A 22,372-nucleotide genomic window follows, 5' to 3' on the forward strand; every position below is an offset into this window, starting at 1 on the left:
AAATCAATAATTCACAATAACAATGCAAGTTTGGAAATTTGGGGGAACTTCCGTTGGGAAGCCCGAGCGAATGCACTCGATTAGAAATTTGATTACCGAAGATAGCACACGTAAAATCGTGGTATTGTCAGCTCTTTCGGGAACAACAAACGCCTTGATTTCGATTGGAGAATCATTAAAGGCGAATAATGATGCAGAGGCAACTCAAAAAATCGAAGAGTTGTACGCACATTATGAAACATTTATCAAAGAACTTTACAAAACTCCTGCTGGATACGCAGAAGGTAAAGCAATCATTGATAAAGAGTTTTCATTCATTCGCTCGTTGGTAAGCATCAAACCTTTTAGCGTAAAGCAAGAAAAAGAAATCGTTGCTGAAGGTGAATTGCTTTCAACTCAAATGTTCGAAGCATACTTGCGTGAAGAAGGTGTTAACGCAGTATTGTTGCCAGCATTAGATTTTATGTTAATCGATGCAGACAATGAGCCTGTATTGAAGTTTACAGAAGAAAAATTGAGCTCTATCCTTTCGCAATTAGAGGATAAACAAGTCTTTATCACACAAGGATTTATCTGCCGTAACCCACGTGGCGAAGTAGATAACCTTAAGCGTGGAGGTTCTGATTATACCGCTTCATTGATTGGTGGCGCTATCGTAGCTGATGAAGTTCAAATCTGGACAGATATCGACGGTATGCACAACAACGACCCTCGTATTGTGAAAAAACATTCCCAATTCGTGAGTTGACATTCGAAGAAGCAGCTGAATTAGCCTATTTTGGTGCCAAAATTTTGCACCCAAGTACAATTACTCCTGCCAAGTTGAAAGGTGTTCCTGTTCGTTTGAAAAATACGATGGAACCTTCAGCTTACGGTACTTTGATTGCGGACAAAACTTCGGACCGTGAAATAAAAGCTATCGCAGCGAAAGATAACCTTACGGCTATTTATATCCACTCTACTCGTATGTTGAATGCTTACGGTTTCTTGCGTAGAGTATTTGAAGTATTCGAGAAATACAAAACTCCAGTGGATATGATTACTACTTCTGAGGTATCGGTATCGGTAACAATCGACAACGATGAACACTTGGAAGAAATCATGGCAGAATTAAGACAATTTGCTGACCTAGAAGAATGCGACAACGATCAAACTATCGTTTGTATCGTAGGTAATTTCTCGGCCGACAAAGAAGGTATTGCCTTGAAAGTATTGGATGCCATGAAAAACATCCCAATTCGTATGATATCCTACGGTGCTTCCGAGCACAATATCTCCTTGTTGATTCACGGCAAGCACAAGGCAGAAGCGCTAAATGCACTAAACGAGCGTTGTTTTTTATATGAAGATGCCATGAAAAGCATTTTCTCAGCGCCCTAAGTGATAAAAAGCAATAAATACTAATAGCCGTGTCGTCAGAAGCTTACGCACGGCTATTTTTTTTATCTTTGCAAAAGAACTTAGTAAATCAGCAATTACCCTTGTAGATTTAACTTTACTGAATAGATAATAATACCTTGCTGAGGCTCAAAAAATTAAACACGATATAGAGCGATTGATGGCAAAGCTCGATAGATAAATAGAATCCATGTTACAAATTCAACAAATCAAGGAAAACAAAGAAGCCACTATTGCTGGCTTGAAAAAGAAGCATTTTAAAAATGCTGAAGAAGCCGTTGAACAAATCATCGCGTTGGATGATAAGCGTCGCGAAACCCAAAATGAGCTAGACTCCACTCTTGCTAAGTCAAATGCTTTGGCTAAAGAGATTGGTGGTTTGATGAAAGCTGGAAAAAAAGAGGAAGCTGAAGCTGCTAAAGCTGAAACTTCTACCTTGAAAGCTCGCTCTAAAGAGTTGGATGAGACGTTAAAATCTATCGAATCTGAGCTTTATGAGGTACAGGTAACTTTGCCAAACTTGCCACATAGCAGTGTTCCAGAGGGTAAAACTCCAGAAGAAAATGAGGTAATTCTCGAAAATGGCTCTATCCCAACACTTGCTGAAGATGCTTTGGCTCACTGGGACTTGATTAAGAAATACGATATTATTGACTTTGAATTAGGAAATAAAATCACAGGGGCTGGTTTTCCAGTGTATAAAGGAAAAGGTGCTCGTATCCAACGTGCGTTGATTAACTTTTTCTTGGACGAAGCTATTGCTGCGGGTTATGCCGAAGTACAACCTCCTATCTTGATTAACAAGGATTCTGGCTTTGGTACGGGTCAATTACCTGATAAAGATGGACAAATGTATCATGCAACTGTAGATGATTTGTATTTGATTCCAACGGCTGAGGTACCTATTACCAACTTATATCGTGATGTGATTTTGCAGGAAGGAGAATTGCCTGTTAAAAACGCAGGTTATACACCATGTTTCCGTCGTGAGGCGGGTTCTTGGGGTGCTCATGTGCGTGGACTAAACCGTTTGCACCAATTTGATAAAGTAGAAATCGTACGTATCGAAAAGCCTGAAAATTCTTATGCGGCTTTGGAAGAAATGTCATTGCACGTACAAGGTTTGTTACAAAAGTTAGAATTGCCATACCGTGTGCTTCGTCTTTGTGGTGGCGATATGAGTTTTACTTCTGCATTGACTTACGATATGGAAGTATTTTCTGGAGCACAAAAACGTTGGTTAGAAGTAAGTTCTGTATCAAACTTCGAAACATATCAAGCTAACCGTTTGAAACTTCGTATGAAAACTGAAGGAAAGTCTCAGTTGTTGCATACGCTTAATGGTTCGGCATTGGCTTTACCACGTATCTTGGCAGCTATTCTCGAAAATAACCAAACACCAGAAGGTATTCGTATTCCAAAAGCATTGGTACCATACTGTGGATTTGAAATGATTGCGTAGGTAATGGTGAATTGTGAATTAGTGAATTGTGAATATTTTTATTTGAATTTTACACATAGAGACTAATAATTTGTGTCTCTCATGCTAAAACACAAATTTTATAAAATCACTAATTCACAATTCACAACCCACTAAATATCTGTGGAAAATTACCTGATAAGCTTATTAGGCTTCATGTAAAACGTACAAATCTGGTAAATTTCTTCCTAAACCATCGTAGTCTAGTCCGTAACCTAATACAAAACGATTTTCAAGTTCAAAACCTAAATATGCTATGTCAATCGGAGTTTTGAGGGCTTCTGGTTTTTGGAATAGCGAAGCAACTTTTAGAGATTTTGGGTTTTTACCTAATAATTGTTCCTGAATTTTGGCCATTGTAAGGCCCGTATCAATAATATCTTCAAGGATAATGACATCTCGGTCGGTGATATCCTCTTTTAAGCCTAATACTTCTGTTATTTTTCCTGTCGAAGTGGTCGAGTGATAAGATGAAACACGCAAGAAGGTGATTTCACAATCAATAGATACGGACTTCATGAGTTCGGCAGCAAATAAAAAAGAGCCATTCAAAATCGCTAAGAAAATCGGACATTTGCCTTCATAATCTTTGCTGATTTCTTGTGCCATTTGGCGTATTTTATCCTCAATGATTTCTTGCTTAATAAAAATTTCGAACTGCTTGTCGTGAAGTTGGATGATTGGTTTCATCAGATTGGTCTCGTTATAATAGAATAAATCAAAAAGTGAAATTACTGTCTATCAGGCAATATTCAAGATTTTGAAGAAATTTTTTAATTAGTTTTTAATATTTCAAATAAGATTTACGTTAACTACTTGAGTAGCTTGCAAGCCTCCCACTGATTGTTGTATGCCTAAGGAAGGTTAATTCTAATATTCACCGACTTATTGTGAATAACAGGACGATATATCTTCAAAAGAGTGATAATTTTGAATCCGAAAAATAAACCAACTCAATCAACCAAGCCAAGTGAATACGATGAAGTCCCTAATTGCTTTTTTGTGTAGTGTATTATTGGTCATCAATACGAGCCAAGCTCAATGGTGGAAAGATACCGAAAAAGCCGAACAAGAGCGTTCGAAAGGAATGCTTTTGCTGACTACAGAGGTGCAGATTGAGGCTACCACGGCCATCAATCACATGTATAATTTTAAATTTTACGAAGCAGAAAGAGAATTTAATTATTTGAAAATCAAACACCCTAATCATCCCCTACCTGATTTTTTGTTGGGCTTGATGGAATGGTGGAAAATTGTGCCTAACACCGACAACGTAATTTACGACGAAAAGTGTTTGGAATATATGGACGAAAGTATCAGAAAAGCAGAAGTGATTTGGGATGATACCGAAAACCCCGAAGCTGCCTTCTTTATGGCAGCAGCGTATGCTTTTAAAGGTCGTTTGCATTCAGAGCGTAAACATTGGACAAAGGCAACTTTGGCGGCCAAAAATGCCTTAAAATATCTAGATAAATCAAGGAGCTTCTCTGACTTTAGCCCAGAATTGATGTTTGGCGATGGTTTGTATAATTATTACTTCCAATATGTCAAAGATAATTACCCTTTGCTTCGCCCTGTACTTTGGTTATTTCCAAAAGGCGATAAGCCAAAAGGTATTGGTCAGCTAGAAAAAGTAAGCTATAATGCCTTTTATACTCGTACTGAAGCGCGTTACTTCTTACTTCAGATTTATGGCATGGAAAATATGAATGAAAAGGCTTATGAGTTGTCGAAATACACGCATGAGACCTATCCCGATAATCCATTTTTTCACCGTTTTCATGCTCGGTCGGCATTTGTAGCAGGACGCGTGACGGAGGCCGAAAAAGAAGCAAAAGGTATTTTACAAAAAATCGAGGAGCACTACCCTGGCTATGAAGGTGTAAGCGGACGCTATGCAAGCTATATTTTAGGCTATTATGCCTTCAATTATAACCGTGATTATGCGGAAGCAAAGAAATATTACCAAAAAACCATCGATTTTGCTACTTTAACCAATTCTACAAAATCTGGGTATTATCTTTCGTCGAAACTGACTTTAGGTAAAATTGCTTCTATGGAAAAAGATTATGACAAGGCGATTGATTATTTCAAGGAAGTATTGGACGATTCCGAACGTAAATCTAGCCAGCATGACGAAGCTAAAAAGTTGTTGTCAGAAACCAAAAAATTACGTCGTAAGAGTAGATAAACATTGCGTATAACTTAAGAAGGTGAGTACCCAAATTCCTGTAAAAGAATTTCTTTTACAGGAATTTGTTTTTTGTGGCAATGGTGACTGATTTTTTAGAATACAAAAAAATATTTCCATAAACTCAAATTAGTGCTATAAATCGTGCTATTTAATTGATTTTATTTATATTTACTATTCAGACAAATTCAGAATTTAATCATTTTGAGTTTAATACACTGCTTTTGAAAGCTTTCTAAATGTTAATAAAAGAATTACATGGCTGTCAATAGTCATTTGAAATACCAACAAACCTAATAGCCAAAATTTTCATCAACTGCCCAAAGTTTAAAGATTGATTGTAGCTATTCGCCTCCGAATCTACTAAAATGAGTTTGATAGGTTTCGTCTTCCTTACTGAGAGCCAATCAGCTTAAAGTTTATAACATTAACAGATGTCTTTGAGAGTCCTCAAGGACTTAAACAACTTGTAAATCGTATGAAAGTTTCTACAACACAGCCTTTTCAAATTATCTATACGATACTGAGTCATGAGTATCTTGGATATTTATTTGAGGCTTTTGTAGTACAATTGGACGCCAAAGGCGAACTTACTTTACTGAATCAAAATATATCTACTAAAAATATCCGTGAATTTTGCGAAGGTCTTACCGAATATCAGCCTGATGAAAATGACTTTAAGTTGGTCAAACTTATCGACTCGATTCAGCAGGATGCTATCTTCAAAAAATTTGGAGGAACCAAAAAGCGGACTATTGTAGATTTTTTCCTAAAAACGTATGACGTCCAAAAAGGAGATAAAGCACTTCAAGAGTTAATTACCGATTATAATGAGCGTGTCAAAGCCGAAATCATGCCTTTGTTGCTCAATAAGCAGCTTTTCATTATGGGAAGTGATGGTAATCCTGTGTGGCAAAAAGTGGAAGTACTGCCAGAAAAGGCAACAGTTTTATTTCATTTTATGCGCAATGTGGACAATACACACTATTTTCCAACGATTAAATATGCAGGACAGAAAGTAGATTTTCAGTACAAAAATGCCTTTATCGTTTGCGAAGAGCCTGCGTGGATGATTTTGGAAAACAGATTATACCATTTTGAAAAAGACGTGGATGGCAAAAAGCTACGTCCTTTTCTCAACAAAAAGTTCATTGTTATTCCGAAAAGTATTGAAGAGGATTACTATCGAAAATTCGTAACATCAATCATTACGATGTTTGATGTATATGCAAAAGGATTTGAGATTCATTCCGAAAACTATCGTTGTGTGCCTGTGTTGAGTATTTCAGAACAAAAAACGAAAAGTCAACTGGTGCTTGTGGATAGCGATTCAAGTGCGACAGAAGAAGATACTGGCGAAACACAAGTTGTTTTGAGTCTAGCTTTTCAGTACGGAAAATATACCTTTCGATTCGATAGTTTCTCGGCATCGTCCAATGTAAGTATGGAAAAAAAGGGTGATGATTATATTTTCCATAAAGTAAAAAGAGATTTGCCCCTCGAGAAAGAGAAGCTAAAAGTGTTACAAAATTTGGACATGAGCCTCAAGAATGGCAAAATACTTTTACCCAAAACTGAGGCTTTTTCTTGGTTACAAGCGAGTTATCCACAGCTAATCGAAGCGGGTTTTGAAATCTCTCAACAGGTAGAATCCGACGGAAAGAAATACTTTTTGGGTTATTCTAAAATCGAAGTTACTATCACTGAAGGCAACGACTGGTTTGATATTCATACTTTGGTAAAATTTGGAGATTTTGAAATACCATTCTTAAAACTCCGTAATTTGATTCTTCAGCGAAAGAAAGAATTTGCTTTACCCAATGGCGAAATTGCGGTCATTCCTGAAGTTTGGTTTACGCAATATTCAGAGCTATTTGCATTTGTTGAGCATCATCACAATGATGGTTTTATCCTGAAAAAGCATCATTTGTCTTTGGTGCAAGATATGGAACGTGATTCGCTGGCGACAACAATCATGAGTCGAAAACTGCAAAAGCTACGTGATTTTGAAGAAATTCAAGAATATTCAGTTCCAAAGGGTTTTGCAGGAAATCTTCGCCCCTACCAAAAAGCGGGTTATGATTGGATGCGTTTTTTAAATGATTACAACTTTGGTGGTTGCTTGGCGGATGATATGGGTTTGGGGAAAACCGTTCAAACTTTAGCACTTTTACAATCTCAAAAAGAAAGTGGTGTCGCCAGTCCATCGTTGTTAGTCATGCCTACTTCTCTGATTTATAACTGGGAGGCAGAAGCACGCAAATTTGCCCCAGAACTCAAAGTTTTGACCTATACAGGAACATATCGCGATAAAAATATTGAGCAATTTGACAATTATGACGTGATTTTAACTTCGTATGGCATCGTACGGATTGATATAGATATACTCAAAAATTATCGTTTTCATTATGCTATTTTAGATGAATCTCAGTCTATCAAAAACCCTTCATCGTTTATTACCAAAGCTGTCATGCAGTTGAATACTCGACACAGGTTGGTGTTGACTGGTACACCACTCGAAAATAGTACCATGGATTTGTGGTCACAAATGACCTTTGTAAACCCTGGATTGTTGGGTACACAACATTTTTTCAAAAATGAATTTCAAATTCCAATTGAAAAGAAAAGCGATGAACTCAAGATACAGCGCCTTTATTCGATTATCAAACCCTTTATGCTAAGAAGGCATAAATCGCAAGTGGCTACCGAACTACCACCCAAAATCGAAAGTATCCATTATGCAAAAATGACAGAATTACAGGAAAAAGAATACGAAGAGGCAAAATCCTATTATCGTAATCTTATCTTGGAGCATATAGATACCGAAGGAATGGCAAAATCACAAATGGTAGTTTTGCAAGGTTTGACCAAACTTCGTCAAATAGCCAATCACCCACGTCTCATCGATCATGAGTACGATGGCGATTCGGGCAAATTAGATGATGTATTAGAAAAACTCGAAACAGTCTTAGAGGAAGGACACAAAGTGTTAATATTTAGTCAATTTGTAAAACACTTGGATTTGTTTAGAGAGCGACTAGACAACGAAAAACGGCGCTATGCGTATTTGGATGGAAGTACCTATGATCGTCAAGCTCAGGTACAATTGTTTCAAGAAAATGATGACGTAAAAATCTTCTTGATTTCTTTAAAAGCGGGCGGTTTGGGGCTCAACCTTACTGCGGCAGATTATGTGTTTATTTTGGACCCTTGGTGGAACCCAGCTATTGAAGCGCAAGCGGTAGATAGGGCTCACCGTATTGGGCAAGTAAAAACGGTATTTACTTATAAGTTTATTACCAAAAACTCAGTGGAAGAAAAGATTTTGTCATTACAACAAAATAAACAAAAACTCGCTTCGGAGCTTATTACGACTGAGGAACACTTTGTGAAATCGTTAAGTAAAGATGATGTAATAGCGTTGTTGGAATAAGATTAGGGCCTTAATCTTCCAAAATATTACCCATAAAAGTGTTTTTACACGCAAAAGAGAGCAATAATAACATAATTGCCCAACGAAGATAATTATGGTAGAAATCACGTAGATTCTTATATCGATTCTGCTTGATTTCTACTTTTTCTAAACGATTGATTTCTTTAAAAATATTCTCCAAAGAACGCGCATCGGTCGCTCGGAAAAATTTACCATTACCAATCGAAGCAATATTCCTGAGAGCACTTTCATCTACTTTTTCAGTATTAATTTTATTAGATCCTACAGCAATGGTGTATAGCTTCATGCCAAATGCACGTGCCATTTGTGCCGAAAGTGCAGGGTCGAGATTGCCCGAAGTGTTGTCGCCATCCGAAAGCAAAATAATCACTTTTGATTTGGAGGTAATTTCGCGCATTCGGTTGATACACATCCCTAAGGCATTGCCTAGTGCGGTGCCAGAGGTGGCAATCAATGAAGGATGAATTTCATCGATATAATCTTTGAGCATATCGTAATCATTGGTCAGTGGGCAGAGCGAAAAAGGCTCTCCTGCAAAAATGACCATCCCAATTCGGTCCTGAAAACGCCCTTCGATAAACTTTTTGGCAACTTTTTTGGCAACCACCAATCTACTAGGAGGAATATCAGTAGCCTCCATGGAAGCAGAAATATCCAATGCCAACATGATGTCGATACCTTCCGAAACTTCTTCCTGCGTAGAAATAGCCCTTTGAGGACGAGCTAGGGCTACTAAAATTAACATAATACTCAAAACAAGTAATAACCCAGGCACAAACCGTAAGGCACTTATCCAGCTAGAGCGAAATTGCTGTGCAGGGAATGCTACGTTGAGTTTTTGGACATTGTTGCCAACAATCCAGTTACGAATTATAAACAAAAAAGGTATGGCAGGGATACAATACAGATAAAACGGTTGTGCCCATTCAAAGGATGAAAGGGTTTGAATACTAAACCAATATTTTGAATACCAAGCCTCCATGTGCTACTAATTGCTGAGAAATGAATGTCGAATTGAAAGAAATCAAGCCAACATTAAACTGGACTATCGATAAGGTCTTGGCGATGCTCGCGGTAAAGACCTTCGGCTAGTTCTTGTAAAATGGCTAATGATGAAACTGTTTTTTTGGAAAAGTTACCTCCATAAATTGTTGCGTCAATTTCTCGAAGAGCTTCTGGCAAACGAGCATCTTTGATATTATCAAGAATTTCCTTGGTCGTAAATGTGGTAAAGGGCTTTTCTTCGAGACGTTCGATGTATTTTTTCCAAAGTACTAGTGCTTTTTCTACGTTTTCTAACCTTCGATTGAGTTCATTGGTGTCCTTGCTAAGTCGCTGAAAAACACGCTGGTACTCGTCGAATCTTCTGCGAAATTGGAAAAGCTTAATTTGCCGTTTGATGGGTTTCCCAAACAACCAAAAAATAATCATACCAAATGCTCCCAAGCCCATAAAAACCATAATTGTTAAAGGGTAATTGGCTTGTTGCGTCAAATGAATCGGCTGAGTATCCATTTTGAGGCGTAAGGTATCTATTTGGGCTTTGGTTGGAATCATGGATTGAAAGTAAACCGAATCTTCCAGTGGCATTACCTTGGTACAGTCGCTAGTAGTGCGGATATAAACAGGTAATTGAAGTTTTTGAACAGGTTTTACTTCAAAAGAAATCAAGGTATAAATTACACTGTCGAGACTAATGCCTTTTTGAGTAACAGTTGGAGTATATTCTCTCTTGACTAGCTCGAATGGCGCAAAGTTGTAGGTAGAATCAGGAAAGAAAACATCAAATTTTTCTGGATGCTTAAAGCTTAAAACATATTTGACAGGAATACCAATGCCAATACTATCCTCTATAAATTTACCTTTTACCTGCGTCCAAGCTGATGTATGAGCTAAAAACAAAGCCCATATCATACCAAATTGCTTGGCATAACGATAGATATTTGGAGAGGATAATAGCTTCATAACAATTTTGCCTACTTATTTTTTCTCACTTTAAATAACTTGATGAGCTTATTTACATAGTCTTCCGAGGCATCAATAGATAAATAATTGGCTTTATTTTGCTTACAAAGTTGTTCTAGTGTTTTGGAGTTATCTTCAAAAAGGTTTTTCATCCGATTTCTAAACCAGCTAGAGGATGCATTGACCCATATGGTTTTTCTGCTTTCAGTATCAAAAACAGGAATAATGCCTAATCTCGGTAAATTAGTTTCACGCTGATCATACAAATGAATTACCACCAAATCATGTTTTCGAGCAAGTGCCTTAAGGTTTTCTTCGTAGCCAGTATCAATAAAGTCTGATACGATAAAAATAAGACTACGGCGCTTGAGAACTTCCAACCCAAACAAAATCATTTTCTTGAGGTTGGTTCCAGCAGACTCAGGTTTGAGCTTGAATAGCTCCAAAATCGTTCTGTAGCCATGTTTGAGCGTGTTGGCAGGTTTGATGTACTTTTCTTTTTGGTCCGAAAAACACAGCAATCCTACATGACTAGCTTCTTTGATGGCAGATAGTGTAAGAACGCCACAAATTTCCTTGGCGGTATCTAATTTTGAACGATCAGAACGCCCTACATCTTGCGAAGCGCTCACGTCGACCATAAAGAAAACGGTTTGTTCTTTTTCTTCTTTGAAGATTTTGACAAAAGTTCCGTGCCCTTTAGCGGTGGTATTCCAGTCGATGAGGCGAACGTCGTCGCCATATTGATATAAACGTAAGTCGCTGAATTCTAGTCCAGAACCTTTAAACACAGAGTTGAAGTTACCTCGCATTTGGGAAGTAACCGCTTTGCGAATACGAATTTCAAATTTATGTAATTTCGCTAAAAAAGCCTGTGGGTTCATAGCCTTCTGAGTAGATGAAATTATTTCTGATTAAGTGAAATAACTCGAAATGCTGAAAGGAGTTCACACTTTTATAAAGTGAACCAAGTACTTGTAGATAAAAGTGTTAATAATTCCTAATTATCCAAGAATTGCTTTAAAACTACCTAAAATCCCTGTAATTTTGAAATGTGAGAGCAAGAATTCTTCTACTAATAGGGCTTTTATCGGCATGTAGTGCATCCGATAAACCCGATAATTTGATTCCAGAAGACAAGATGATAACCCTTTTGGAAGAGGTACATATCGCTGAAAACCAAGTGAATAATTTACACATGGGCAGCGCTGATTCGGCGTTGGTTGTCTATCAGGTACTAGAAAAAGAAATTTTTAAGAAATACAGTATTGATACGGCTATTTACCGTGCAAGCTTTAAATATTATGTAGCTCGACCAGAGCAATTTAAAGCTATGTATGAAAAAGTTGTGAAAGATTTAGAAGCTAAAAATGAACGTTATCTAAAGAAACAGCGTACATCAAAGCCTGATACTGTCAAAAAGCCAATCTAAAAATGGTATTGTAAGCTGGTGTCAATGCCCAAGATTTTCGAACACTTTTTAGAAAGTACTTAAAATAAGTTTTAGTAACATTAAATAGAAACAATACATTTGGACTTATTTTAGCGTTAAATCTATTCTACTAATACAAAAACTTAGCGCTCTAGAGATTTGAGAAAGAGCCATAAAAATCGTTTTATCAATGAACAACCGTATCGTTATTATCCCAACGTACAACGAAATTGAAAATATTGAAGCTATTATTCACAAAGTAATGAGTCTAGAACCAAGGTTTGATTTGTTAATTGTGGATGATGGTTCTCCTGATGGGACTGCACTCAAGGTAAAAGAATTACAGGTGCAATATGGTGAAAGACTTCATTTGCAAGAACGAAAAGGTAAGTTAGGACTAGGAACCGCCTATATTCATGGGTTCAAATATGCTTTGGCTCGTGGTTTTGAATATATTTTTGAAATGGATGCCGATTTTTCACATAATCCAGATGATTTAGTACGCTTGTACGATGCATGCGCAACGGGAGGAGCAGATTTGGCGATTGGTTCTCGTTATATCAAAGGTGTCAATGTCGTAAACTGGCCGATGGGACGTGTTTTGATGTCTTATTTTGCAGGATATTATGTACGTTTCATTACCCAAATGCCCATCATGGATGTTACAGCAGGATTCAAATGCTATCGTGATACCGTTTTAAAAACTATCAATCTTGATAAAATTCGTTTTGTGGGGTATGCCTTTCAGGTAGAAATGAAGTTTACTACTTGGAAATATGGCTTCAAAATCGAAGAAGTTCCAATTATCTTTACCGACCGTACCAAAGGAGAATCAAAAATGTCAGCTAACATCTTTAAGGAGGCGATTTTTGGTGTTTTACAGATGAAATGGTTGAGTTTATTCAAATCATACAAACGCTAGTCAGAAATGGATTATAACCATATCAAAGCCATACATATCATTTTTGTAGTGAGCTGGTTTGCTGGATTATTCTATTTGCCACGCTTATTTGTTTATCATACCGAAGCCAACACTAAGCCTGAACTCGAACGCGATATCATCCAAGAGCAGTTCAAGAAAATGGAAAAGGTTTTATTCAATGCTATCATGGTACCAGCTATGTGGTTAACCCTTATTTCGGGAGCTACCTTAGTGTATTGGTCTTGGTGGGATAGTTTTGCACAGCATGGTTGGTTACATCTCAAACTAAGTTTTGTGGTAGGCCTTTTAATTTACCATTTTCTTTGCCGAAAAATTATTTTTGAACTTCGAGAAAGTAAATTTCGCTTTACCAGTTTTCAATTAAGACTTTATAACGAAGTAGCGACGATATTCCTTTTTGCCATTGTTTTTCTAGTAATCCTAAAAAATACCATAGATTGGATTTGGGGTGTAGTTGGTTTATTGGTTTTTGCAGTATTGATTATGACAGCCGTAAAAATCGCCAAATCACTCAGAGAGAAGAAGAAATAGCTTAGAGAGTAACAAAGGCATAAAGGGACAAAGGCACAAAGTGAAGAAGGCACAAAGTGAAGAAGGCACAAAGTGAAGAAGGCGCAAAGGCACAGAGTGACAAAGTGGCAAAGGCACGAAGTAACAAAGTGAATAACTATTCTACACTTTGTGCCTTTGTGCCTTTGTGCCTTTGTCCCTATTACTTTATCACTTTTTGCCTTTTTTCTTAGCGTATTTACAAGTATTAGGCAAAGATTTGATAAAATAAGACTTATAGTTCAATGCCTTAGGGTCCATACACCCTTCTAGTTGTAACACTTCAACTTTGCGGAACTCTACAGGGTGGCTTTCGCTTTGGAGTGAAATATATCCTTCGTTCAATAATTTTCCATCAGGTTTGAAGGCAGGGTTATAAGCATCTACATTGCCCCCTCCTACTTGTGGTTTTTGATATTCCAACACCATTTCTCCATTTACATAATGTCTTACCAATGAATCACTCAACACCATTACTTCGGCTCTAACCCATTGGTCTCCATCGTATGTTTTTGATTTAGAATTGATACAGTGTGGCGTAAATAGCTTTCCATTCATTTCTACATTTGTTCCTGGGGTACAAAGATTACAAGTAGTACGTTCGCCCTTGCCTGAGCCACCTAGTAATTGTACTTCAATCGAAATGGGGAAATCTTGGTCTTTACCCATCGATGCAGCTGGCTGACAGTGAAGCATGATACCACTGTTACGATAGGCCCATCCTGGTCCTTCTGGCGCTTGCTCGCCTACAAAACGATATTCAGTCGCGATGATGTAATTGGAGAATTTCTTTTTATAGAAAATATGACCAAATTTTTCATCAAACTTGTCGTAACCATCATACGACACAACCAATTTTCCGTCTTTTACTCGAAACGTATTGGCAAAGTTATCGTTTAAGTCATAATGGCGAATTTTGATGTCCCAGCCATCTAAGTTTTTTCCATTAAATAGTTGCTCCCATTCTTTAGTGTCACTCTTTTTTTGTCCAAAAGTCATACACGAAAGTCCTAAAAGCAGAGAGGTAATCAGACGTTTTTTCATTGTTATTGATAGTTGGTAATTAATTTCAGTAAATTCAGTAGGTAAAATAAATTTTAATTTTGAGCCTTTGGCTTTCAGCTTTGGGCATTCGGCAAAAACATATCTATCGTTACTAAAAAACATTTTAACACTATTTGCCTTGTGCCTGTTACCTTTTCCCTAAAACACAAAACTTAAATATAATTCAGCACTAATATCTATTTCGTCCATTCATCATTGACAATTCTCCAGATATTCAACGGATTTTGACTTTGTAGTTCGGCAGGTAATAGGTTTTCTGGAAAATTTTGAAAACTTGCTGGTCGCACCCAACGTTTGATAGCGTCGGGACCAACCGCCCCAAAACGAGCATCAGTTGTGGCAGGAAAAGGTCCTCCGTGTTGCATAGCATAACATACTTCTACACCCGTAGGTACACCATTAAAAATCAACCGACCACAGATATTTCTCAGTGTTTCAAAAATGGCTGGATTCTCTTGTAACTCTTCCTCGGTCGCTATCAAGGTAGCGGTCAATTGCCCTTCTAAATGTTCGATCACCTGCAATAAGTTATCTAAATCGGTACATTTTACAATCAATGAATAAGGCCCAAATACTTCTTGATGTAAAGTAGGATTTTCTAAAAATATACTACTCGATACCGAGGCTATGGTTGGAATAGCCTGAATGATGCCTGTCTTTTCAATTAAAGACTCTACTTCTGTTTTGACACCTTCTTGCGATAGGGCTACGGTTCTTTTTCCTTCAAAATTTTGATAAATCCCAGCATTGAGCATAGCCGCTGGCGCTACTTGTTCAACGGCTTGGCTAAGCGTTTCGATAAAAGTATCCAAATCGGGATTATCTATTGCCAAAATTAGCCCAGGATTGGTACAGAACTGCCCCATGCCCAAAGTAATCGAATTGGCATACGTAAGAGCCACCTGTGAGGCTTCAGCATTAAGTTTTTGAGGCATCAACACCACAGGGTTGATACTGCCCATTTCAGAAAATACAGGAATCGGCTCGGGACGTTGGTTGGCCAAATCAAAAAGCGCCTTTCCACCATTGAGCGACCCCGTAAAACCAACGGCTTTGGTTACAGGGTGTAATACCAATGCTCGACCAACTTCGAAACTGTGACCTGCTACGTGCGCAAATGTACCATCTGGCAAACCACAAGCTGAAACAGCTTTTAAAACAGCTTCTGCGACCATTTCGGATGTTTTAGCATGTGCTGGATGACCTTTTACCACAACTGGACAACCAGCAGCCAAAGCCGAAGCGGTATCGCCGCCAGCCGTAGAATAAGCAAAAGGAAAATTGCTGGCGCCAAAAACAACTACTGGTCCAATCGGAATCAACATTTTGCGAATATCTGGACGAGGCATCGGCTGACGATTGGGTAAAGCTGTATCAATACGAGCCTCAACCCACGAACCTTCCTCAAGCAATCGGGCATTAGTTTCGAGCTGAAAACAAGTTCGTGTGCGCTCACCAATGAGTCGAACTTCTGGGATATTGGTTTCTTGATGGGCTATTTGGATTAAACTATCACCCAAATCCAAGATGTTTTGTGCAATAGTTCTGAGAAATAGAGCTTTCTCTTTTCCCGAAACTTTACGATATATTTTAAAAGCCTCAGCGGCTTTTTGCATAATAGAATCAATATGTTGCTGAAGATTTTCCATGAGCTTGATTTATGTAACGAAATATGCAGAAGTAAAATAGGGTTTCCATATCTTAACATCCTAAAATCATTTGAATAGCAATTTAACAGCCTATCTGCAATTTAGTATTCTTAGCTGAAGGTAATCTTTTACAAATAGAATTATAACCTATTTCAACGCTATGCTGTCAGGATAAAATACAAAAAGCCCAAGAGATACCCCTCAGGCTCAAAAAATATTTTTAACGCTACAGTCAAAATTCAAAATACTATACGCTAATTATCGTCATCCTCAACCTTACGTTTTTGCTGTTTGGGTGCTTCATAAATCAACTTGCCAGTGTTATCTCTTTCTTGAAGCACAACTGCCTCGCCTTTTTCGAATTTATCTTTGGGATACATCGTTTCTTTTTTCAAACGACCCATGGCGCCAAATTGATGATATTCTCTCCAACGCCCCACCTTAATGCTATCTTCAAATTTTCCTTCTTCTTTGAGCTGTCCGCCATCGTAAAAAGCACGATATTCACCCGTTACTTTTCCAAATTTTACGGGTATTACTTCTTTTAATTTCTTTTGTTCTTTGTCATAATACGAAAAATGGGATTCTGCTGGAAAGCCATTTTTGTATTTATCTTTTGACAAAAGAATATACTCTTGATTGTAAGTTTCCCAGCGACCATCTTTTACCCCAACATAAAAAAATCCTTCTTCGACTAATTCGTCATTGATGTATTTCTTGAAAGGGCCATGACATACTTCGCCATAATCTAAGTCTTTGCGTGGGGTGTTGGTAATACGACGTAGTTTGGGGTCATACCACCAAATTTCTTTGGCGTAAATGCTTGGAGTAGCTTCGTCTGGGTTTCTTAGTACATTGATTTCTTCCACCGTAAATCGGTTTCCTGTACCATATTCGCCGATACGGCGTTCAAACTTGATTCCTGAATATTCGTCTTTGGGAGCTTTTTTGACTTTTTTATTTTTCTTGGTGTCTTTCTTTACTTTCAGACCAAGGTCACTGCTCAAGTCAGTCGAAAACTCTTCTGCTTTTTCTTTATTATTTTTTATATCGTCTTTTACATCCGAAATAGTCTTCTTTGCGTTCTTGATATTATCGAGCACATCTGTCTGGATAAGTCCACCCAAAATACCCTTTTTGCGAGCGGTAGTATCGGTTTTGGGCTTACTACTCGACTTAAATTCGTCTTTTTGTTGGGCAATACAAGTTACAGTACTATGAAGTAGTAAGATGGAAATCAATGAGATAAAAGTAGTGGGAAAGGATAAACTTCTCATGGGTAGCACGTAGTCAAAGGCTAATCTATTACTTTTGCAAACGAAAAAATTGCTTATTTATTTTTAAACAAAAGAAGGAAGAGAAATCTTGTTATCCAAATTTCAACAGAAAGCCTTCTAGTAGAACTCCTGAATTTAAGGGATATTTGTAAACTTTTGTTTTACAAAAAAATGTTATTTAAGATATAAATCGCTGGAAATGATTCTGTTTTCCAGAAAATTAATAATCAATTAACCCGTGGAAAAAGACGCAAAAATTTATGTAGCAGGACATCGTGGAATGGTGGGTTCTGCCATTTTACGAGCATTACAAAAAGCAGGATATTCCAATTTTCTGCTTCGTAGGTCTAAAGAATTAGACCTACGCAACCAACAGGCAGTCGCTGATTTTTTTGCTGCCGAAAAACCTGACTATGTATTCCTTGCTGCTGCCAAAGTGGGCGGTATCGTAGCTAATAACACTTATCGTGCCGATTTCTTGTATGAAAACCTGTCGATTCAGAACAATGTGATTCACAGTGCTTATGTGAACAAGGTTACGAAATTGATGTTTTTGGGTTCTTCGTGTATTTATCCAAAATTGGCTCCTCAGCCTCTGAAAGAAGAATATTTGTTGAGTGGCTACTTAGAATATACCAATGAGCCTTATGCTATTGCCAAAATTGCAGGTATCAAAATGTGTGAGGAATATCGCAATCAGTATGGCTGTAATTTTATTTCGGCAATGCCTACCAATTTGTATGGTCCAAATGATAATTACGACTTGCAAAACTCTCACGTATTGCCTGCAATGATTCGTAAATTTCATGAGGCAAAAATCAATGGCGCTACTAACGTAACACTTTGGGGTACAGGCTCGCCAATGCGCGAGTTCTTGCACGCTGACGATTTGGCAGAAGCGTGTTTATATTTGATGGAAAATTACAACGAACGTGAGTTGGTAAATATCGGAACAGGTACCGACGTAACCATCAAAGAATTGGCCAATACCGTAAAAAATGTAGTAGGTTTTGAAGGCGAATTAGTGTGGGATACCTCTAAACCAGACGGTACACCACGCAAATTGATGGATGTGTCAAAATTACATAGTTATGGTTGGAAACATAAAATCGAGTTAGAAGAGGGAATTGGTCTGGCTTATCAAGATTTCTTGACCAATCATGACGCTTTAAGATTGTAAAAATAGCTTCAGGTTAATTACTCAACAATCTTAAGGTTTTGTGCAGAATTATATTTTTTTGTATTAGGCACAAGGCAACAGGCACTAGGCAAAGAGTGTTAAAATGTTTTTAGTAACGATAGATATGTTTTTGCCGAATGCCCATACCTGAAAGCCCAAAGCTCAAAAATTAAATAAATTTTTCTCGCAATAGGCATTAAGCTATATGCCATAAGCAAGAAGTTGTGCTTGCCTAATGCCTACGGCTTATAACCTAGAGCGTATTAATGCAATTTTGGTTTGCATTAATATTTAAGTAAAATAGTAATGACGTTATCATAGGAATTTTATCAATCTTCCCGATAACAGATAACTATTCACCAGTAACAAACATTTACAATGATGACGAAAGAATGGTTTAGCTCGTGGTTTGACTCGCCTTATTATCACATTCTTTACAAAGAACGTGATGACAAGGAAGCTCAGCTTTTTATGGACCAACTATCATCGTATTTACAAATTCAGCCAGAACATCATATTATGGATTTGGCCTGTGGTAAGGGGCGTCACGCTATTTATCTCAATCAAAAAGGGTTTGAGGTAACAGGCGTTGACTTATCGCCACAGAGTATTGCTTTTGCTAAAATTTACGAAAATGCACATCTTCATTTTTTTGTGCACGATATGCGTGAAGTTTTTGAAGAAAGATATTTCGATTTTATCCTAAACCTATTTACAAGTTTTGGGTATCTCGAAAATCACGATGAGAATATCAAGGCATTTCAGGCGGCAGCTCGCAACCTTCGCAAAGGAGGTATTTTTGTGATGGATTTTTTCAATACAGAATACGTGACAAAACAATTGCTTCCTTTTCAGGTAAAAGAAATTGACGGTATTCGTTTTGAGATTACTAAAACCCTTCAAGATGGCTTTATTATCAAAGATATAGATTTTACAGATGAGGGGCGTGAGTATCACTTTCATGAAAAAGTACAGGCTATTTCACTGACGGATTTTCAACATTACTTCTCTGCGGCTGGACTAAAACTCAAACAAATTTTTGGGGATTATCACCTCAATGCTTTTGATATAGAAACATCTCCAAGAATGATTTTTATCTTGGAAAAATAGCTTAAACTTAGCTCCAAGGGACAAAGCGAAGTTTGTAATTACGCTTTGTCCCTTGGGCAATAATCTAATAAAAGGCATCTTCAAAGTGTTTGATTTCGAAGCCATCCGAGCGAAAAATAATCGAGATTACATCAAATCGTATTTGTTTGTGCCAATTAGTTTTGTAGACATAAAAATCAGCAGCGCGTTTTACTAGCGAAACTTTGAGTTTACTAACGGCTGCTTCGGGCATTCCGAATTTGACATTCTTGCGGGATTTTACCTCAACAAAGACTAAAAAAATGCCTTTTCGGATAATTAAATCCACTTCGGCATGACCATAACGGTAATTTCGGGCTACAATTTCGTAGCCTTTGTCGATTAAATAGGACGCTGCCAAGTCTTCTGCTTCGCGACCAGTGTCTAGGTGTTCGGCCATTGAATTATCTACTAGGGTTTGTTGTTTGATAAGAAAATAAATATTTTTTACTTTAAATTTCTTTGGCACTAGAAAGAACAGTGTTGTGAAAAATGGAACAGCATAAAAAGGTAAAGTTTCAGAGTTTAGGAGTAATAGATTACCAAGAAGCTTGGGATTATCAAGAAAAACTCCATGCTGAAATAGTCGAGATTAAACTACAAAACCGTAAAATCAGCCCTGAGGAAACTCCCAAGGCGACGCCTAACTATCTTTTGTTTTGCCAGCATCCGCATGTATATACGCTAGGGAAAAGTGGAAAGCCAGAACATTTATTGTTGGACGACGAAGGCTTGGAGAAGTATCATGCTCAGTATTTTAAAATCAACCGAGGAGGAGATATTACTTATCATGGTTACGGTCAGTTGGTGGGTTATCCGATTTTTGATTTAGAAAATTTCTTTACTGATATTCATCGATACATGCGTTTTATGGAAGAAGCTGTGATTCGTACTTGTGCAGATTATGGTATCGAAGCAGGGCGAATAGATGGGCTTACAGGCGTGTGGATTGATTATGTCGAACAAAAAAATCCTCGAAAAATCTGTGCCATGGGCGTAAAAGCTAGTCGCTGGGTAACTATGCACGGTTTTGCATTGAATGTCAATACCGACTTGAGCTATTTCTCACATATTGTTCCATGTGGTATCGACGACAAAGCTGTGACTTCTATTGCATTGGAAGTTGGTCGCGAGATAGAAATGGCTGAAGTAGAAAGTCGTATGTTAGGGCATTTGAAAGATATATTTGAATTTGAAATTGAGCAAAATTAGGTTTTAATAGCTGTCTAAAAACAGCCAACCACACAAAAGCATTTATGAAAAAAGATATCATCCATCCTACCGTCGATGGCGTAAAAGTGGCTGTTGCACGTCGTCAGGATGAACTTGGAAATGTCCTTTGGGATGTATATTTAATTAATCGTCTGAAACACCCAATCGATACAGTGTTTGTTACATCTAGCGGTTATGGTGTAGATGTCGACGGGAACAAAATCAAAACTGCCTCATTACGTTATTTTTTTAAAGAAGTTGCAGGAGAAGAAATTGTGAAAATAGAGCCTATTTCGCCTGAAGTTTTTCATATTAACAACGAATATTGGGTGAGCTATTATATTGGAAATCAGATTTTTGATAAAAAGTTTATCTTTGTTCCTGAAAGTATCCGTGAAGAAAATATCATCCCAATTGCCCAACTGGGTTTAGAAGGAGTTTTGCATGAATAATCAATATGGGCTGTAAGTGCTTCGCTAACAGCCTCAATATTTTCCTACACTATAACCAATATCTGTATGCTCGACTTAGCTAAAATCGCAAAAAATCTCTTATTTATTGATATCGAAACTGTTTCTGCTTACGGTAGTTGGGACGAAGTGCCTACACGTATGCAAGAATTTTGGTCAAAAAAGGCAAGTTATATGCAAAATCCCCACCAATATGATGAGGGAAAATTGTATTTTGAACGAGCTGGGATTTATGCCGAGTTTGGTAAGGTGATTGCAATTGGTTTAGGCTTTTTTCATTGGGACGATGATAATCAGCTTTGCTTCAAGGTAAAAACGCTCACTGCCGACTCAGAGACAGAGCTTTTAACACAATTTACTTCGCTGATTGAGTCCAAATACAAAGGCAATAGCCTTATGCTTTGTGCTCATAATGGCAAAGAGTTTGATTATCCGTACCTATGCAGACGAATGTTGGTCAATGGAGTGAATATTCCTAAAGCCTTACAGCTAGCAGGTAAAAAGCCTTGGGAAATACCGCATTTGGATACTTTAGAGCTTTGGAAGTTTGGAGACAAGAAAAATTATACTTCCTTAGATTTACTAGCAGCAATTTTCAATATCCCAAGCAGCAAAGTAGAACTGAGTGGCGATTTGGTAAATCAAACCTACTATATTGAAAAAGACCTTCCTAAAATTGCTAGATATTGCCAAGAAGATGTGATTGTATTGGCACAGCTCTATCTCAAATTTCATAATCTTCCTTTAGTGCCAGAAGACAATATTGAAAGAATCTAAAGCATATCAATAGTTTCGGATTTGGGATGTAGGCTTTCGGACGTGTAACCTACTTTTGGGAAGTAATAAAGGTGGGTTTTCATATTTCCGAAATCAAAAATCCCAAACCCGAAATATCACATCAACTAAATCACAAACCACTCAATAGTACTAAGTATTAGTACTTATTCAACCTCTGTATCTACATTGAAAAATCGGTAAT

19 protein-coding genes and 1 pseudogene are annotated in these 22,372 nt (G+C 37.5%); 12 read left to right on the forward strand and 8 right to left on the reverse strand.

The features are described 5' to 3' along the window. Positions 1-22: 22 nt before the first annotated feature. Both BWI92_RS04630 and serS read left to right on the forward strand, forming a co-directional pair. Positions 23-1,380, forward strand: a pseudogene (locus BWI92_RS04630) (aspartate kinase). A gap of 208 nt (positions 1,381-1,588) precedes the next feature. After that, on the forward strand, positions 1,589-2,860 hold the full coding sequence (gene serS, locus BWI92_RS04635) for a serine--tRNA ligase (RefSeq protein WP_095160957.1): 1,272 nt from the start codon (positions 1,589-1,591) through the stop codon (positions 2,858-2,860). 165 nt (positions 2,861-3,025) lie between these two features. Here serS and hpt read toward each other — a convergent pair whose 3' ends face one another. Continuing rightward, entirely contained in the window at positions 3,026-3,568 is a 543-nt protein-coding gene (gene hpt, locus BWI92_RS04640) for a hypoxanthine phosphoribosyltransferase (protein WP_205690847.1), read from the reverse strand. A 289-nt stretch (positions 3,569-3,857) separates the two neighbouring features. Between hpt and BWI92_RS04645 the strand changes: the two genes are divergently transcribed. Both BWI92_RS04645 and BWI92_RS04650 read left to right on the forward strand, forming a co-directional pair. Beyond that, on the forward strand, positions 3,858-5,069 hold the full coding sequence (locus tag BWI92_RS04645) for a lipopolysaccharide assembly protein LapB (protein WP_095160958.1): 1,212 nt from the start codon (positions 3,858-3,860) through the stop codon (positions 5,067-5,069). A gap of 478 nt (positions 5,070-5,547) precedes the next feature. Continuing rightward, positions 5,548-8,502 (forward strand): DEAD/DEAH box helicase, encoded by a 2,955-nt coding sequence (locus BWI92_RS04650; protein ID WP_095160959.1) that lies wholly within the window; start codon positions 5,548-5,550, stop codon positions 8,500-8,502. Positions 8,503-8,512: 10 nt separating this feature from the next. On the opposite strand, the gene BWI92_RS04655 is transcribed toward BWI92_RS04650, so the two are convergent. From BWI92_RS04655 to BWI92_RS04665, 3 genes are read right to left on the reverse strand one after another with little or no spacing between them, the layout of a single operon-like run. Continuing rightward, positions 8,513-9,505 carry a VWA domain-containing protein gene (locus BWI92_RS04655; RefSeq protein WP_095160960.1) on the reverse strand — a complete coding sequence of 331 codons (993 nt, stop codon included), beginning with the start codon at positions 9,503-9,505 and terminating at the stop codon, positions 8,513-8,515. Between the two features lie 53 nt (positions 9,506-9,558). Then, complete coding sequence (locus BWI92_RS04660; RefSeq protein WP_095160961.1) at positions 9,559-10,488, reverse strand: hypothetical protein; 930 nt, start codon at positions 10,486-10,488, stop codon at positions 9,559-9,561. Positions 10,489-10,499: 11 nt separating this feature from the next. Beyond that, positions 10,500-11,372: a DUF58 domain-containing protein gene (locus tag BWI92_RS04665; protein WP_095160962.1), complete on the reverse strand. Its 873-nt coding sequence runs from the start codon at positions 11,370-11,372 to the stop codon at positions 10,500-10,502. A 170-nt stretch (positions 11,373-11,542) separates the two neighbouring features. Here BWI92_RS04665 and BWI92_RS04670 point away from each other — a divergent pair, with 170 nt between their 5' ends. The 3 genes from BWI92_RS04670 to BWI92_RS04680 all read left to right on the forward strand — a co-directional run bounded on the left by BWI92_RS04670 (position 11,543) and on the right by BWI92_RS04680 (position 13,394). Next, entirely contained in the window at positions 11,543-11,920 is a 378-nt protein-coding gene (locus BWI92_RS04670; RefSeq protein ID WP_141234688.1) for a DUF4296 domain-containing protein, read from the forward strand. A 190-nt stretch (positions 11,921-12,110) separates the two neighbouring features. Next, a complete protein-coding gene (locus BWI92_RS04675) occupies positions 12,111-12,842 on the forward strand; it encodes a polyprenol monophosphomannose synthase (protein ID WP_095160964.1) in 732 nt (243 codons plus the stop codon). Positions 12,843-12,848: 6 nt separating this feature from the next. Next, positions 12,849-13,394 carry a CopD family protein gene (locus tag BWI92_RS04680; protein ID WP_095160965.1) on the forward strand — a complete coding sequence of 182 codons (546 nt, stop codon included), beginning with the start codon at positions 12,849-12,851 and terminating at the stop codon, positions 13,392-13,394. Between the two features lie 189 nt (positions 13,395-13,583). Here BWI92_RS04680 and BWI92_RS04685 read toward each other — a convergent pair whose 3' ends face one another. From BWI92_RS04685 to BWI92_RS04695, 3 genes are all read right to left on the reverse strand, one after another. Continuing rightward, the gene (locus BWI92_RS04685) at positions 13,584-14,456 is read right to left on the reverse strand and encodes a DUF1080 domain-containing protein (RefSeq protein ID WP_095161171.1); all 873 of its coding nucleotides are present in this window, start codon (positions 14,454-14,456) and stop codon (positions 13,584-13,586) included. Positions 14,457-14,653: 197 nt separating this feature from the next. Continuing rightward, positions 14,654-16,126, reverse strand: coding sequence for an aldehyde dehydrogenase (NADP(+)) (locus tag BWI92_RS04690; protein WP_095160966.1), 1,473 nt, complete (start codon positions 16,124-16,126; stop codon positions 14,654-14,656). 254 nt (positions 16,127-16,380) lie between these two features. Next, positions 16,381-17,403 carry a toxin-antitoxin system YwqK family antitoxin gene (locus BWI92_RS04695; RefSeq protein WP_095160967.1) on the reverse strand — a complete coding sequence of 341 codons (1,023 nt, stop codon included), beginning with the start codon at positions 17,401-17,403 and terminating at the stop codon, positions 16,381-16,383. A gap of 238 nt (positions 17,404-17,641) precedes the next feature. Here BWI92_RS04695 and BWI92_RS04700 point away from each other — a divergent pair, with 238 nt between their 5' ends. After that, entirely contained in the window at positions 17,642-18,583 is a 942-nt protein-coding gene (locus BWI92_RS04700) for a GDP-L-fucose synthase (RefSeq protein ID WP_095160968.1), read from the forward strand. 378 nt (positions 18,584-18,961) lie between these two features. Further along, positions 18,962-19,693, forward strand: a complete 732-nt coding sequence (locus BWI92_RS04705) for a cyclopropane-fatty-acyl-phospholipid synthase family protein (RefSeq protein ID WP_095160969.1) — start codon at positions 18,962-18,964, stop codon at positions 19,691-19,693. Positions 19,694-19,757: 64 nt separating this feature from the next. Here BWI92_RS04705 and BWI92_RS04710 read toward each other — a convergent pair whose 3' ends face one another. Continuing rightward, positions 19,758-20,180: a YraN family protein gene (locus BWI92_RS04710; RefSeq protein WP_229362693.1), complete on the reverse strand. Its 423-nt coding sequence runs from the start codon at positions 20,178-20,180 to the stop codon at positions 19,758-19,760. Between the two features lie 23 nt (positions 20,181-20,203). Here BWI92_RS04710 and lipB point away from each other — a divergent pair, with 23 nt between their 5' ends. The 3 genes from lipB to BWI92_RS04725 all read left to right on the forward strand — a co-directional run bounded on the left by lipB (position 20,204) and on the right by BWI92_RS04725 (position 22,170). Continuing rightward, positions 20,204-20,923 (forward strand): lipoyl(octanoyl) transferase LipB, encoded by a 720-nt coding sequence (lipB, locus tag BWI92_RS04715; protein WP_095160970.1) that lies wholly within the window; start codon positions 20,204-20,206, stop codon positions 20,921-20,923. Between the two features lie 44 nt (positions 20,924-20,967). Continuing rightward, positions 20,968-21,375, forward strand: coding sequence for a hypothetical protein (locus tag BWI92_RS04720; protein ID WP_095160971.1), 408 nt, complete (start codon positions 20,968-20,970; stop codon positions 21,373-21,375). Positions 21,376-21,441: 66 nt separating this feature from the next. Then, positions 21,442-22,170 carry a 3'-5' exonuclease gene (locus tag BWI92_RS04725; RefSeq protein WP_095160972.1) on the forward strand — a complete coding sequence of 243 codons (729 nt, stop codon included), beginning with the start codon at positions 21,442-21,444 and terminating at the stop codon, positions 22,168-22,170. The last annotated feature ends 202 nt before the right edge of the window (positions 22,171-22,372 follow it).

Source organism: Flectobacillus sp. BAB-3569 (genome assembly GCF_002270355.1).
Lineage (GTDB): Bacteria > Bacteroidota > Bacteroidia > Cytophagales > Spirosomataceae > Flectobacillus > Flectobacillus roseus.

What these genes read in the sequence shown, in the direction of transcription:
- BWI92_RS04725 (WP_095160972.1), top strand. Translation starts at nt 21,442, where the DNA reads ATGCTCGACTTAGCTAAAATCGCAAAAAATCTCTTATTTATTGATATC.
- BWI92_RS04655 (WP_095160960.1), bottom strand. Translation starts at nt 9,505, where the DNA reads ATGGAGGCTTGGTATTCAAAATATTGGTTTAGTATTCAAACCCTTTCA.
- BWI92_RS04650 (WP_095160959.1), top strand. Translation starts at nt 5,548, where the DNA reads ATGAAAGTTTCTACAACACAGCCTTTTCAAATTATCTATACGATACTG.
- BWI92_RS04660 (WP_095160961.1), bottom strand. Translation starts at nt 10,488, where the DNA reads ATGAAGCTATTATCCTCTCCAAATATCTATCGTTATGCCAAGCAATTT.
- BWI92_RS04645 (WP_095160958.1), top strand. Translation starts at nt 3,858, where the DNA reads ATGAAGTCCCTAATTGCTTTTTTGTGTAGTGTATTATTGGTCATCAAT.
- BWI92_RS04695 (WP_095160967.1), bottom strand. Translation starts at nt 17,403, where the DNA reads ATGAGAAGTTTATCCTTTCCCACTACTTTTATCTCATTGATTTCCATC.
- BWI92_RS04705 (WP_095160969.1), top strand. Translation starts at nt 18,962, where the DNA reads ATGATGACGAAAGAATGGTTTAGCTCGTGGTTTGACTCGCCTTATTAT.
- hpt (WP_205690847.1), bottom strand. Translation starts at nt 3,568, where the DNA reads ATGAAACCAATCATCCAACTTCACGACAAGCAGTTCGAAATTTTTATT.
- BWI92_RS04680 (WP_095160965.1), top strand. Translation starts at nt 12,849, where the DNA reads ATGGATTATAACCATATCAAAGCCATACATATCATTTTTGTAGTGAGC.
- lipB (WP_095160970.1), top strand. Translation starts at nt 20,204, where the DNA reads ATGGAACAGCATAAAAAGGTAAAGTTTCAGAGTTTAGGAGTAATAGAT.
- BWI92_RS04685 (WP_095161171.1), bottom strand. Translation starts at nt 14,456, where the DNA reads ATGAAAAAACGTCTGATTACCTCTCTGCTTTTAGGACTTTCGTGTATG.
- serS (WP_095160957.1), top strand. Translation starts at nt 1,589, where the DNA reads ATGTTACAAATTCAACAAATCAAGGAAAACAAAGAAGCCACTATTGCT.
- BWI92_RS04720 (WP_095160971.1), top strand. Translation starts at nt 20,968, where the DNA reads ATGAAAAAAGATATCATCCATCCTACCGTCGATGGCGTAAAAGTGGCT.
- BWI92_RS04665 (WP_095160962.1), bottom strand. Translation starts at nt 11,372, where the DNA reads ATGAACCCACAGGCTTTTTTAGCGAAATTACATAAATTTGAAATTCGT.
- BWI92_RS04675 (WP_095160964.1), top strand. Translation starts at nt 12,111, where the DNA reads ATGAACAACCGTATCGTTATTATCCCAACGTACAACGAAATTGAAAAT.
- BWI92_RS04690 (WP_095160966.1), bottom strand. Translation starts at nt 16,126, where the DNA reads ATGGAAAATCTTCAGCAACATATTGATTCTATTATGCAAAAAGCCGCT.